Genomic DNA, 13,215 nt, shown 5'->3' on the forward strand with positions numbered 1-13,215 from the left:
TCAAGACTGACACATGTAGGGTCGGCATCGAACCACACCGAGGAGTCACCGTATGTCCGGCGATGCGCCCATGCGATCCCATGCCGCCACGTTGACCGCACCCGAGTTCTCCGACCCGGCGTTCGTGACGCCTGTGCCGCTGGCCGAGGCAACGGTCGCCATCGTGACCTCGGCGGCCCTGCATCGGGCGTCCGACGAAGGCTTCGCGCAGAACGACGCGAGCTATCGCGCCATCCCCCGTGCGGCGCGGGATCTCGTGCTCGGTCACTGGAGTCCGAACTTCGACCGCGCCGGGTTCACCGCCGACCTCAATGTCGTCTACCCGATCGACCGTCTCGAGGAGTTGGCAGCACGAGGTGTGATCGGATCGGTCGCCGAGCGGCACTTCTCGTTCGCCGGCAACCAACCCGATGACCTTGCGACGATCATCCACGACTCCGGGCCGGCCGCCGCGGCGGAGCTGAAGGCCGATGGTGTCGACGTCGTGTTGTTGACGCCCGTTTGACCGCTCTGCACGCGCACCGTGTGTGTGCTCGCCCACATCATCGAGGCCGCCGGCATCGCCACGGTGACGCTCGCCTCCATGCGTCCGGTCGCCGAGAAGATCGGCGCGCCGAGGGTGCTCCACGGCGAGTTCCCGCTGGGACGCCCACTCGGCAGACCCGGTGATCCCGATTTCCAGCACGATGTCCTGGCCCGTGCGTTCGCGCTGCTCGACGCGCCGTCGGGTCCGGTGATCGAGAGCCACCCGGTCGTGATCGAGGAGAGCGCCGACGCGGTGTCGTGCCGGCTTCCCCCCGCCTACGACGCCGACGCGTCCCCGGCGGTCGCCGAGGCTCGGGGTATCCGCAACGCGTACGACCGCATCGTCGCCCGCCGCGGCGTGACCACGGTCGGACGGGCCATCGACGCCGACACGGTGCCCGACGCGCTCGAAGCGCTCGAGCGGATCGCCGCCGGCGCGGCTCTCAAGGACGCTGCGCTGCCCGGGAAGAACACCGTCGCGGTCTGTCACGACATCCGCACCTACTACGAGGAGGCCGCCATCGAGCTGGCCGACGGACCGGTCGCCGGCGGTCGGGCGATCGAGAACTGGTTCTTCGAGGAAACCCAAGCGGGCAAGGTCGTCCTGGCTGCCCGCAAGGCGCTCTCGGACCAGGACGTGCCGTTCCCGTTCTGGTTCTACATGGCACCGGGGCACCGATGAGTGCCGACATGATTCCGACGATCGACGGTCGGCGGGCCCGCCGCGATCAGAACCGAGATCGCGTCGTCGACGCACTTCTCGACATCTACCGCGAGGGCAACCTCCAGCCCTCGGTCGCCGAGGTGGCGGAACGCTCTGGAGTCTCGCATCGGAGCGTGTTCCGCTACTTCGAGGATCTCGACGAGCTCTACCGGGTGACGGTCGAGCGGCAGCTCATGTCGATCTTCGACCGGCTCGTCATCCGCGCGATCGGGGAGGGAAAGCTCGATGATCGCGTCGACGCGATCATCGAGAACCGCCAGGAGATCTACGAGGTGGCCGGCCAGGTCGCCCGAGTCGGCCAGATGCTCGCGCCCGTCGAGCCGATCATCGCCGATCACCATCGCGACATGGCCGGCCGGGCCGTGGCCCAGGTCGGCCAGCACTTCGCGGAGGAGCTCTCGGCGTTCACCGAGGATCATCGCGCCGCCACGCAGGAAGCCCTCGCCGTTGCGTTGTCGCTCGATTCCATCGACTATCTCCGCCACGTTCGCGGCCTGACCCGGCAGGAATCCTCCGCGGCGATTCGAGCGACCCTGCTCGGGCTGCTGACCGTTCCCACTTCTGCAACCTAGGAGCTGACCGTGATGGACGTCGTACTGCTCGGCACGGGTTCACCGATGCCCGACCCCAACCGGGCCGGGCCCTCGACACTGCTGAAGGCAGGCGAGGGCGGACTCGAACAGGTGCTGGTCGACACCGGCCGGGGCTGCATCATGCGGATGGCGGCAGCGGGTTCGCTTCCGGGGTTCCTCCAGGGAGTCCTGATCACGCACCTGCACAGCGATCACCTCACCGATTTCAACGACGTGGTGACCACCCACTGGATCATGTCGCAGCAGCCGACCCCGCTGAAGGTGTGGGGACCGCCGGGCCTGCAGCGCTATGTCGACCACATGATGAAGGCGCTCGAGCCCGATGTCGGCTACCGCATCGCCCACCACGACGATCTCACGTGGGCGCCGATCGTCGACGTCACCGAGGTGTCGCCTGGCGACGCGTTCGCGGTCGGCGCGATGAGCGTCTCGGTCCATCAGACCATGCATGCGCCGGTCGAGCCGACGATCGGCTTCCGGGTCGAGCGCGAGGGCACGATCGTCGCCCTTGCCGGCGATACCATTCCGTGCGCCGGTCTCGACGAGCTCACTGCCGGCGCCGACGTCTACGTGCAGACCGTGATCCGCGACGACCTGGTGAAGCTCGTGCCGATGGCGCGGCTCCAGGACATCCTCGACTACCACTCGAGCGTCGAGCAGGCGGCCCGGACTGCATCGAACAACGGCGTGAAGACGCTGCTCATGACGCACTACGTGCCCGCGCCGCAGCCCGCCCAGTACGACGAGTGGATCGCGATCGCGGCCGAACACTTCGATGGCGAGATCGTGATGGGCGACGACCTCACGACCGTCACCGTCTGAGCTTCGCGCGACAGCTGTCGGCGGCGATTACCAGTCGACGGCCGACTCGGGCGCGGCACCGAGGATGCCCTCGGCGAACGCGAACGTGTGTGCCGGGCTCACCATGGCGTGCTGACTGCCGGCATGGATGTCGCGGAACGCCCGCTGGAACGCTCCGTCGCGCAGGGCCGTCGTGCCGATGTGGCGGTAGAGCTTCTGGATCGCCTCGGTGGCCTGTTGGGTGAACCACGTCGTCGCCTGCAGGGCCTCACCGACGAGGCCCTGGTCGGGATTGTCGTCGAGGGCGGACTTCTCGGCCTTGGTGAACGCGGTGCGGATCCACAGGTCGCCCGAACGGTAGAGGCTCTCGGCCTCGGCCAGGTCGTACTGGAAACGGGGGTCGTCGGCCAGGCCGGTCTTGCCGGTCATCCGCTGCTTGGTCTTGGCGATCACGGCGGCCTCGTCGATGGCGCGGCGCATGACACCGAGTGCCCAACCGGCATGGCCGATCTCGGTCAGGTGGAGAATGCCGAGATCGAACTGCTTGCCACCCCGATGGCGGGTGAAACCGAACATCGAGAATGTCCGGTCCGCCGGCACGTCGCTGTCGATCCGGTAGTCGTAGCTTGCCGTGGACCGCAGACCCATCACGTCCCAGTTGCCGATCACCTCGGCCTCGGCCTTCGGTACGACGGCGAAGATGTAGTCGGGATCGCCCTGCTCGGGTTGGGTGAACGAGCCGCTGCCGGCCCAGTCGGCGTGCTCGAGGCCGGAGCCGAACGAGTAGTTGCCGGTGATGTGGAAGCTGTCGCCCCGGGGCACGGCGGTGCCGTTGGGTGCGAACTGGCCGGCCACGAGCGGCACGCCGTCGGCGAACATCTGGTCGGTGAACGAGTCGGGGCAATACGAGCTGAAGTACGCGGTGGCGGTGCTGCCGGCCATCACGACCCAACCGATCGAGCCGTCGGCCCGGGCGAGTTCGGTGAACACATCGAGGCTGTCGACCGCATTGAGCTCGGCCCCGCCGACGTCCTTGGTGACGAGAGCGCCGTAGAGGCCGGCCTCCTTGCAGAGCCGGACTGCCTCGTCGGTCATCGGTGATCCATCGGCCTCGGCCTTGGCGCCTTCCGCGTCGAGAGCGGAACGGAGGTCACGGGCGGCGTCGAGCAGTTGGTTCATTGGTTCTCCTAGCGTCCTTCCGAGAGGCTAGAACGCGTTCTCGTTTCCGTGCGAGTTCGGACTCGTCGCAGGCCCGGAGCTAGGTTCCCGCTCGATGAGCGAGGATTCTTCCCCACCGGTCCTGATCGGCGTGGGCGCGGCCCACCAACGCATCACCGAGCCCGGGGGCGGCCTCGACACCACGGCGCTGATGGCCGACGCCGTGATGGCGGCGCTGGCCGACTCGGGTGCCGCTGCCGCGACCGCGAACGTCGACTGGATCGGGGCGACGCGCGGTCTCTCCGGGCTTCCCGATGCCGCCCGTCGGATCGCCGAGGCACTCGGCGTCGACGCATTCACCGTTGCCGCCGACGTCGGCATTCCGCAGCAGACGCTCGTGAACCGTGCCCTGGAGGCCATCCGCTCGGGTCGGGCCAAGATCGCCGTGGTGTGCGGCGGTGAGACCAAGTTCCGCGACGACACCGCTCGCCGCGCCGGAGTGGAGTTGCCGGGGCACGATCAGACCGGGCTCGTGCCCGATCTCGAGATGTCGCCACAGGGCGAGATCGTCGCCCGTCCCGAGATCGAGATCGGGGCGGTCGCCCCGGTGCAGCAGTACGCGTTGATCGACAGCGCCCGCCGAGCGGCGCAGGGATGGACGCTCGACGAACACCGCGACGACATCGCGGCGCTCTGGCATCGCTTCAACCGGGTGGCGCAGACCAATCCGCGAGCCGACTTCGGCGCCCCGATGTCGGCTGAGGAGATCCGTGAGCCCGGACCCGCCAACCGGCCGATCGCGTTTCCCTACAACAAGTGGCACAACAGCCAGTGGGGCGTCGACCAGGCTTCCGCGATGGTGTTCTGCAACGTCGCGCTCGCCGACGAGTTGGGGGTCGACCCCGAGCGTCGCGTGTATCCCCACGTCGGGCTCGAGTCGTCGCTCTCGCTGTCGCTCAGCCGTCGGGCCGAACTGCACCGCTGGCCGGCGATGCGGGTGCTCGGCGAGGCTGCGGCAGCCCATGTCGGCCGGCCGGTGGCATCGATGGACTTCGTCGAGCTCTACAGCTGTTTCCCGGTCGCGGTTCGGGTCCAGCAGCAGGAGCTCGGCCTCGATCCCGATGGCACGCCCACCCTCACCGGCGGTATGGCCTTCGCCGGCGGTCCGTTCAACAACTTCGTCTATCAGGCGACGGTCGACATGATCGAGGCCGTCCGGTCCCAGCCTGGCTCCTATGGTGCCGTCACTGCGGTGAGCGGCCTGCTCACCAAGCCGGCGCTCGCGGTGTGGTCGACCGAACCGCCGGAGCGAGGGCTCCTGATCGCCGACCTGGTCGACGATGCCCGCGCCGCGACCTCGGAGGCGCCGCTCGACGAGGATCCCGCCGGCGACGGCGTGGTTGCCACCTACACGGTCGTCTACGCCGGCAACGAGCCGGCGCGGGTGTGCGCCATCGTCGACCTCGATTCCGGCGAACGCGCCGTCGCCGCCGTCGATGACCCCGACCTCGCCGCAACCGCTGTCGTCGAAGACCTCATCGGTACCCGCGTCCGTGTCGACGGCCGCGCCCTGCGCCCCTGACCCGCCACAGCGGTGTCAGACACCCGCTACAGCGGTGTCAGACACCCGCTACAGCGGTGTCGGACAGCGGCAACGCGTCGCGTTGCTCCGAACTCGGCTTCGCCGAACTCCGGACTACGACTCCAGACCGAGTTCGGCGATGCGTTCGAGGACCCGCTCGCGTTCGTCGTCGATGACCGTTGTGTCGCCGTGGCCGGTGTGCACGATCGTGTCGCCGGGCAGGGTCAGGAGCCGGTCGCGGATCGAGCGCAGGATCGTCGGCTCATCGGAGTAGCTGCGACCCGTCGCGCCGGGACCACCGCAAAAGAGGGTGTCGCCGGAGACGATCCGACCCGCGGCGACGTCGTGGAAGCAACAACAGCCAGGGGAGTGGCCGGGGGTGTGGATGATGCCGACCTCGTGGCCGCCGGCCGACAAGGTGGTGCCGGGCACCACATCCCCGTCCGGACTCGATTCGGGATAGACGACGTCCCACAGCATCCGGTCGGCCGGGTGCAGCAGGATCGGTGCGTCGACTGCGTCGCGCAGTGCCTCGGCGGCATTGATGTGGTCGTTGTGCCCATGGGTGAGGACGATGGCGGTCACGTTCCGGCCGTTGATCGCGTCGACGATCGGTTGGTGATCGTGGGCCGCGTCGAAGACCATCACCTCGCGGTCGTCGCCGACCAGCCAGATGTTGTTGGTGACCTCCCACTCGCCGCCATCGAGAGCGAAGATCCCGTCGGTTGTGACCAGTTCGATGGCCATCGTCAGATCTCGACCACGGAACGAAGGACCTCGCCACGCTCCATCTTGTGGAACGCCTCCTCGACATCGTCCAGCCCGATGGTCTCGGAAACGAATCCGTCGAGATCGAGTCGGCCCTGCTGATAGAGGTCGATCAGCATCGGGAAGTCGCGCGAGGGAAGGCAGTCGCCGTACCAGCTCGACTTCAGCGCCCCGCCGCGGCCGAACACCTCCTGGAACGGCAGCGTCACCTCCATTTCGGGGGTGGGCACGCCGACGAGCACGACCGTACCGGCGAGATCACGTGCCTCGAAGCACTGCTTGTAGACCTCGGGCAGGCCGATGGCATCGATCGTGACATCGGCCCCGAAGCCGCCGGTGTACTCCCGGATCTTCTCGACCGCGTTCTCGTTGCGGGAGTTGATCGTGTGCGTGGCGCCGAAACCCTTGGCCCACTCGAGCTTCTGATCGTCGAGGTCGACGGCGATGATCGTCGATGCCCCGGCCAGCTTCGAACCGGCGATCGCAGCGTCACCGACGCCGCCGCAGCCGAACACGGCGACGCTGTCGCCGCGGCTCACTCCGCCGGTGTTGATGGCCGCACCGATGCCGGCCATCACTCCGCACCCGAGAAGGCCGGCCGCCGCAGGCGAGGCCGAGGGGTCGACCTTGGTGCACTGCCCGGACGCAACCAGTGTCTTCTCGGCGAACGCGCCGATTCCGAGGGCCGGCGACAGCACCGTGCCGTCCTCGAGGGTCATCTTCTGTTCGGCGTTGAACGTGCTGAAGCAGAGGTGTGGCGAGCCCTTCTTGCAGGCGCGGCAGGTGCCGCACACCGCTCGCCAGTTGAGGATGACGAAGTCACCGGGTTCGACATCGGTGACACCCTCGCCGACCGATTCGACGATGCCGCTGGCCTCGTGGCCGAGCAGGAACGGGAACTCGTCGTTGATGCCGCCCTCTCGATAGTGGAGGTCGGTGTGGCACACACCGCAGGCCTGGATGGCGACGACTGCTTCACCGGGTCCCGGGTCGGGGATCACGATGTTCTCGATCGTGACCGGCTCGCCCTTTGCCTTCGCCACCACTCCCTTGACCGTCTGCGCCATTGCTCTGCTCCTGAACCTGTCGTCGGACGCGGTCAGGGTAGTGCCGTCAGCCGGCGAGGAGTAGCGGCTCGACGCGGTCCCACGTGCCGGGGATGACGCCGAGCATCTCGTTGCGGCCGACGGCTTCCAGATCGTCGAACCCCAGGCCGGCGAGTTCCTCGATGATCGCGTCGTAGTCGTCGTGCAGGATCGTGTTGTCGGGATCGAGGCCACTGACGATGGCGAGCCCCGTCGGCTCGACGTCGACGGTGGTGACGGTGAGATCCGGACGATGATTGCGCAGCGCGACCACGACCTTCCACACGTCGCCCGACCAGACCACGGTGGTGCGATCTCGCGCCGCCGTCTTCGCGTCGATGGGAAGGCAGTCGTGGATCATGATGATCCCGTCGGGGTGGGAATGGCGTTCGACGTTGGCGACGTCGCGCAGCGTCTGTTCGTGGAGGTGCAATCCGTCGACGAAGGCGAGGTCGATCGGTCCTCCCAACAGGCCGACGAGGTCGGGATCGGCGAAGAAGTCGTCGCTGGTCGCCGCAACGATGACGGTGTTGTCAGGTGGCGAGTCGACCTTCGGTTCCGGGTCGACGCCGACCGCCCGCGTGCCAGGACGCACGAACGACAACGAGTGACCCTCGTGAACGCCGATCTCCAGATAGCGCTCGGGCCTCACGACTTCATGCGCTCGGCGCAGCAGTCCGTAATACGTGGAGATGTCGTTCATGAGCGTCCTCGAACGGAGGTGGGCGTCACGCGGTTCGGCGCCAGTGCACGCCAGTCCAGTCGATCGGGACGATCTCGTCGGTGATGCCGTGGCGCTCGCGGTAGTCGGTGCAGGCCTGGCGGCACGGCTCCCACGCGCCGTAGTCGTCGACGATCACGTAGCCGCCGACGCTCAGTCTCGGGTAGAGCGCCTCGAGCGCGTCCATGGTCGACTCGTACATGTCGCCATCGAGACGCAGCACCGCCAGTCGCTCGATCGGGGCGGTCGGGAGCGTGTCGCGAAACCAGCCCTCGAGGAATTGCACCCGGTCATCGAGCAGCCCATAGCGATCGAAGTTGGCCCGTACCCGATCGGCCGACACTGCGAGGGCGGGGACATCGGACATGTCGTGGCCCACATCCTGAGGGAACGCGTCGGCATCGGGAGCGGGGAGGCCCTGGAAGCTGTCGGCCACCCACACCCGCCGATCGGTGTCGCCCCACGCCTCGAGCATCCCGCGCATGAGGATCGTCACCCCGCCGCGCCACACGCCGGTTTCGATGAGATCGCCCGGCACACCGTCGGCCATCACGGAATCGACGCATCGACGGACGTCGGCGAGACGCTGCCGCCCCACCATGGTTTCGGCCGCCGGTGGCCAATCGTTGCCGTCGTCGCGTTTGTGGGCGTCGCCTCCGCGCCGGGTGAGTCGCCACCCGTTGTCGCGGAGCGTGGCGCGCAGTTCGTCGGTGTCGCCGGGCCATTCGGCGAGATCGATGTCGTGCGTCTCCTCGTCGAGGAAGAGCTCGCGGGTGAGGCATCCCATGAGGAGGTCGACGTAGCGGTCGCGAAGCTCGGCGGCAGTGGTGGTGGACATCGGCTGGCAGCCTATTGAGGACGACGAAGAACCCAGATGCCGTGTGGCGCCGCCGGGAAGAAGGTGAGGGTCCGTTCCTCGAGCAGTGTGAAACCCAACCGGACGGCCACGGCCTGTGACGCAGCGTTCGTGGGCAGGATCACGCTGTAGAGACGGTCGTCGTCGTGGTTCGCGAACGCCCACTCGACCGTCGCCGCTCCGGCCTCGGTCGCGTAGCCGTTGCCCCAGTGGGCGGGATCGAAGGTCCAGCCGCACTCGAGGCCGGGCCAGTCGTGGCGCTCCGGTCGATGCGTGCCGGCCCGCCCGATCAATTCGCCGCTGGACTTCAGTGTCACCGCCCACTGTCCTGAACCCCGCAATGCCCACTGTCCACGATGGCTCGCCATCTGGGCCCACGCGTCGTCTCGCGAGAACGTGTCGGGGATGTGGAGCGACGCGCGGACCTCGGGTGTCGCGTGGATCTCGAAGAACCGGGGGAGGTCGCCCTCGGTGAACGGGCGAAGGATGAGCCGGTCGGTCTCGACGGTGGGGCAGTCGGGCATTTCGCCATCCTCGCACGCGGGCATCTACCCTCCGCTCCGTATGTCGTGGCTGCTGGACGAACGCACGGAACTCGAATCGCTCGGCGACGGGCGCTACCGCCGACAGATCGACAGCGGCGAGTTCTGGGGCACGGGCAGCCCCTTCGGTGGCTACTTGATGGCGATCACGTTCCAGGCGATGCGCATGGAGGTCGACGATTCGACCCGGCTCCCGCGCGTCTACTCGCATCAGTTCTTGCGGCGAGTGCCGGTGGGGCCGCTCGACATCGTCGTCACAACCGAGCGGGTGGGTGGGCTGGTGCACTCCGTCACCGCTCGCCTCGACGTTGCCGGCGATACGGTCGGTGTGGCGGGTGGGCTGTTCGCCGGTGATCGTGAAGGGCCCACCTATCTCGACGAGCCGATTCCCGACGTCGATCCACCCATCGAGCCGGATGGTACCGACGTGCCGGGCTGGGCCACCAACGTCCACGGCCGATTCGTGCCCCACCGGCGTTTCGGTGAGGACGGCGATGTCGTGCCCAACGAGGACGGCGGCTGGCTCCGGATGGTCGAACCGGGTCCGTGGGACCACCGCCTTGCGCTGATGGCAAGCGACGTGTGGCCGCCGCCGGTGATCCGTCACCCGGATCGCATGTGTGCCACCCCGAGCCTGCACCACGTCGTGCATTTCGGGCCCGACGTCGGCGGTTCCGCGGATCAGGCATTGCTGGTGCGCCATCGCGCGACGCGCGGCCATGGAGGCCTGACCGACGAGGACATCACCCTCTGGGCCGACGATGGGCGCTTGTTGCTCAAGGCACGTCAGCTCCGCACCGTCATCGACCTCAGCAGGATCGACACCACCTCGTTCACTCCGTAGCGGGTGTCTGACACCGCTGTGGCGGGCAGAATCGTTTCTCATCGGATCGACAAGGGGCCACACATGAAATTCGGAATCGGTTTCGCCAACACCGTCACGTTCGTCACCGGCGATGGTGCCGCGGAGCTCGGGAAGGCGGCGGAAGCCGCGGGGTTCGAGTCGCTCTGGACGGTCGAACACATCCTCTACCCGGAGGGCTACGAGTCGACCTACCCGTACGCACCCGACGGCAAGATGCCCGGCTCGGGTGACAGCCCCATCCCCGACCCGCTGATCTGGCTCGCCTACGTCGCGGCGCACACCACGAACCTCAAGCTCGCCACGGGCATCTCGCTGTTGCCCGAGCGCCACCCGGTCACCTACGCGAAGGAAGTCGCCACGCTCGACATGATGTCGAACGGGAGGGTCATCCTCGGTGTCGGTATCGGCTGGCTGAAGGAAGAGTTCGCCGCGCTCGACGTTCCGTGGGAAGGGCGCACCCGGCGGACCGAGGAGTACGCCGAGGTCATGCGAGCACTCTGGGAGAAGGACGACGTCTCCTTCCACGGTGAGTTCATCGACTTCGACCACATCTCGTCGAACCCGAAGCCGGCGAACGGCCGGGTGCCGATCCACATCGGAGGCCACAGCAGGGCGGCCGCCGAGCGGGCCGGCCGCATGGGCGACGGCTTCTTCCCAGCCAAGGGCGACATCGCTGAACTGTTCGAGATCGCGCGCCAGACGGCGGCCGACAACGGCCGGGATCCTGCGGCGATCGAGATGACCAGCTCCCACCCCGGGATCTTCGGCGACGACCCGGCCGCCGCGATCGAGGAAGCGGCGAGCTGGGGGATGCACCGCATGATCGTCCCGGGTTTCCTGTTTCTCGGCAGGCCCGCCGAGAAGATGGCGGCGTTCGCGGAGCTCATCGCCGCCCAGGCGTAGGCGCCGGTCAGGTCCGGTCGAGCGGCCGGCTGTGGTCCCAGTCGGCGATGAGGCTGCGGATCGCGGTGATCAGGATCAGCGGCACGTCGAGCATCGGGTGGTGGCCGGCGGTCGGCAACTCGATGACCGGTGCGACCCGACCGAGTTGCTCGTACATGTAGGCGCCGATGTCGGGGGTCACGAGCCCGTGTTCGCAGCGCAGCAGTGCGACCCTGCAGGTGATCTGGGGGAGGTACTCGGCCGCATCGCGTCGCGGCGGGATGAAGATCCGAGAGTCGAACTTCCATCGCCACAGGCCGTCGGCGTCGAGCCGAAGCGAACGCCGCGCGATGTTGTCCTTCACGTACGGGAGGTAGACGTCTTGCTCGGGGATGGTGCGGAACCGTTCGATCGGCCCCGCCGGGTCGTCGTACTCCCGCTCCTTGCGGAAGGTGTTGGTGGCCCGGCCGACGTTGACCTCGGGGTCTTCGTCCATCACCGGCGAGTCGATGATGACCGCGCCGGCGAGAAGGTCTGAATGGCGCGCCGCTGTCGCAACGGTCACGAAGCCGCCCATGGAATGGCCGACGAGCACGGGCGGACGATCGAACGCGGCATCGTCGATCACCGCGGCCACTTCATCGCACCAGAGGTCGAGCGAGTACTCGTCACGCCGGTCGCTGTCACCGTGGCCGGAGAGGTCGATGGCGGCCACCGAATGGTCGGTGAGAAATGCCGGTGCGATGTGGCTCCACCAGTGGGCGTGGGCGGCGCCGCCGTGGACGAACACGATCCCCGGCCGGCCGGGCTCGCCCCACGAGAGGTAGTTGATCCCTGCGCCGGCGACCTCGACCGTGCGTGGGGTCGGCCCGTTCTCGATCGCCGCGGTGAACCAGCCGGGTACGTCGCTCATGGCGCCGACGCTACCGGCGACTACGGAGTCCGATGTCGTCGATCGTCGTCTCGACCAGGGCATCGCCGAGGAGGCGTCGGGCCGAGAGGAGCGCCAACGCGGCGACACCGGCGCACACCAGGAAGCCGGTGCCGAGGTCGGTCCAGTCGCCGATGGCGCCGATGAGGGGGCCGCCGAGACCGAACGCGAGATCGAAGAACATCGAGAAGCTCCCGATCGCCTGGCTGCGCTCTTCGTCGGGGGCGCGATCGACGACCAGTGCGAACAGGGCGGGGAACAGGAACGTCTGGGCGACCGCCAGGACCGCAGCGGCGAGATAGACCCCTGCGGGTTCCTGCCAGAGAAAGAGCGTGAGGAGGCCCGCCACTCCGAACGAGAGGGAGATGCGTGTGGTGCGCAGAGGCCCGAGCCGGTCGGGGAGCCTGGCTGCGAAGAGTCGCAACGTGATGATCACCGCGCCGAAGACGACGAAGATGCGCTCGGGATTCTCCATCCCGATCCGCTCGCCGTGGACCACCGCGAACGCAAGGAAGCCGGTGTAGCCGAGAAGGCCGGCGAAGAGCATCATGCCCGGTCGCACCGATGCCGAGTGGATCAGCCGCCGGAACGGCGGGAAGGGCGGCTTGGTCTCGGGAGGGCCCGGTGCCGACAGGCCCACCAGTGCGGCGAGCCCGGCCAACATCCCGGCGGCGAGCCACACCCAATCCGTACCGTGCTCGTCGCGGAGCCAGCCGCCGAGCAGCGGTCCGACCAGGAGTGTCCCGTAGATGGTGAGAGAGAAGTACGACGCGGCTTCCGCTCGACGATCATCAGGGGTGAGGTCCTGAATCGAGCTCGCGATGCCGACGAAGACGGCCGCTTCGCCGACGCCGGTCACCGCGCGTATGGCGATGACCGCAGGGATCGAGGTGGCCAGCGCCGTGGTGGCGGTTGCTGCGGCGGCGAGCAACGTGCCGCAGACGACGAGTGTGCGGCGGCCCATACGGTCGCCGAGTGGGCCGATGAACGGGCGGATGAACGCCGCCGCGATGCCGAACGAGCTGACGGCGAGGCCCACCTCGATGTTGCGCCCGCCCAGCTCCTCTTCGACGAACAGCGGCAGCACCGGGATGGTCATGTTGAGGCCGAGGAAGTAGAGCGACGCGCCGGCACACAGCGCGAGGAAGCGCGGGGACAGGAGCGGAGCCGACATCAGGGGAG

The 13,215-nt window shown here is 68.0% G+C and carries 15 protein-coding genes; 7 read left to right on the plus strand and 8 right to left on the minus strand.

Annotation, left to right across the window (positions count from 1 at the left end):
• Positions 1-52 precede the first annotated feature (52 nt).
• The 4 genes from R2707_19900 to R2707_19915 are packed head-to-tail and all read left to right on the plus strand — an operon-like array spanning position 53 to position 2,664.
• Positions 53-505: a glycine/sarcosine/betaine reductase selenoprotein B family protein gene (locus tag R2707_19900; GenBank protein ID MEZ5247361.1), complete on the plus strand. Its 453-nt coding sequence runs from the start codon at positions 53-55 to the stop codon at positions 503-505.
• 24 nt (positions 506-529) lie between these two features.
• A complete protein-coding gene (locus R2707_19905) occupies positions 530-1,207 on the plus strand; it encodes a hypothetical protein (protein MEZ5247362.1) in 678 nt (225 codons plus the stop codon).
• A gap of 8 nt (positions 1,208-1,215) precedes the next feature.
• A complete protein-coding gene (locus tag R2707_19910) occupies positions 1,216-1,821 on the plus strand; it encodes a TetR/AcrR family transcriptional regulator (GenBank protein MEZ5247363.1) in 606 nt (201 codons plus the stop codon).
• Positions 1,822-1,833: 12 nt separating this feature from the next.
• Positions 1,834-2,664 (plus strand): ribonuclease Z, encoded by an 831-nt coding sequence (locus R2707_19915; protein MEZ5247364.1) that lies wholly within the window; start codon positions 1,834-1,836, stop codon positions 2,662-2,664.
• Positions 2,665-2,691: 27 nt separating this feature from the next.
• On the opposite strand, the gene R2707_19920 is transcribed toward R2707_19915, so the two are convergent.
• Entirely contained in the window at positions 2,692-3,822 is a 1,131-nt protein-coding gene (locus R2707_19920) for an acyl-CoA dehydrogenase family protein (GenBank protein ID MEZ5247365.1), read from the minus strand.
• A 94-nt stretch (positions 3,823-3,916) separates the two neighbouring features.
• On the opposite strand from R2707_19920, the gene R2707_19925 reads away from it, so the two are divergent.
• The gene (locus tag R2707_19925; protein ID MEZ5247366.1) at positions 3,917-5,383 is read left to right on the plus strand and encodes an OB-fold domain-containing protein; all 1,467 of its coding nucleotides are present in this window, start codon (positions 3,917-3,919) and stop codon (positions 5,381-5,383) included.
• Positions 5,384-5,497: 114 nt separating this feature from the next.
• Here the strand turns inward: R2707_19925 and R2707_19930 are convergent, their stop codons facing one another.
• The 5 genes from R2707_19930 to R2707_19950 are packed head-to-tail and all read right to left on the minus strand — an operon-like array spanning position 5,498 to position 9,337.
• Positions 5,498-6,130, minus strand: coding sequence for an MBL fold metallo-hydrolase (locus tag R2707_19930; GenBank protein ID MEZ5247367.1), 633 nt, complete (start codon positions 6,128-6,130; stop codon positions 5,498-5,500).
• A gap of 2 nt (positions 6,131-6,132) precedes the next feature.
• Positions 6,133-7,218 carry an S-(hydroxymethyl)mycothiol dehydrogenase gene (locus tag R2707_19935; protein ID MEZ5247368.1) on the minus strand — a complete coding sequence of 362 codons (1,086 nt, stop codon included), beginning with the start codon at positions 7,216-7,218 and terminating at the stop codon, positions 6,133-6,135.
• A gap of 46 nt (positions 7,219-7,264) precedes the next feature.
• Complete coding sequence (locus tag R2707_19940) at positions 7,265-7,939, minus strand: class I SAM-dependent methyltransferase (protein MEZ5247369.1); 675 nt, start codon at positions 7,937-7,939, stop codon at positions 7,265-7,267.
• A gap of 25 nt (positions 7,940-7,964) precedes the next feature.
• On the minus strand, positions 7,965-8,795 hold the full coding sequence (locus tag R2707_19945; GenBank protein ID MEZ5247370.1) for a TylF/MycF/NovP-related O-methyltransferase: 831 nt from the start codon (positions 8,793-8,795) through the stop codon (positions 7,965-7,967).
• 11 nt (positions 8,796-8,806) lie between these two features.
• Positions 8,807-9,337, minus strand: a complete 531-nt coding sequence (locus R2707_19950) for a GNAT family N-acetyltransferase (GenBank protein MEZ5247371.1) — start codon at positions 9,335-9,337, stop codon at positions 8,807-8,809.
• Positions 9,338-9,377: 40 nt separating this feature from the next.
• Here R2707_19950 and R2707_19955 point away from each other — a divergent pair, with 40 nt between their 5' ends.
• Together R2707_19955 and R2707_19960 are read left to right on the plus strand one after the other, a co-directional pair.
• Positions 9,378-10,199: a thioesterase family protein gene (locus R2707_19955; protein ID MEZ5247372.1), complete on the plus strand. Its 822-nt coding sequence runs from the start codon at positions 9,378-9,380 to the stop codon at positions 10,197-10,199.
• Between the two features lie 63 nt (positions 10,200-10,262).
• Positions 10,263-11,123 (plus strand): LLM class F420-dependent oxidoreductase, encoded by an 861-nt coding sequence (locus R2707_19960; protein ID MEZ5247373.1) that lies wholly within the window; start codon positions 10,263-10,265, stop codon positions 11,121-11,123.
• Positions 11,124-11,130: 7 nt separating this feature from the next.
• Here R2707_19960 and R2707_19965 read toward each other — a convergent pair whose 3' ends face one another.
• Positions 11,131-12,015, minus strand: coding sequence for an alpha/beta hydrolase (locus tag R2707_19965; GenBank protein ID MEZ5247374.1), 885 nt, complete (start codon positions 12,013-12,015; stop codon positions 11,131-11,133).
• Positions 12,016-12,025: 10 nt separating this feature from the next.
• Positions 12,026-13,207 (minus strand): MFS transporter, encoded by a 1,182-nt coding sequence (locus R2707_19970; protein MEZ5247375.1) that lies wholly within the window; start codon positions 13,205-13,207, stop codon positions 12,026-12,028.
• Positions 13,208-13,215 lie beyond the last annotated feature (8 nt).

The sequence above is a fragment of the Acidimicrobiales bacterium genome (assembly GCA_041394245.1).
Taxonomy (GTDB): Bacteria; Actinomycetota; Acidimicrobiia; order Acidimicrobiales; family Aldehydirespiratoraceae; genus JAJRXC01.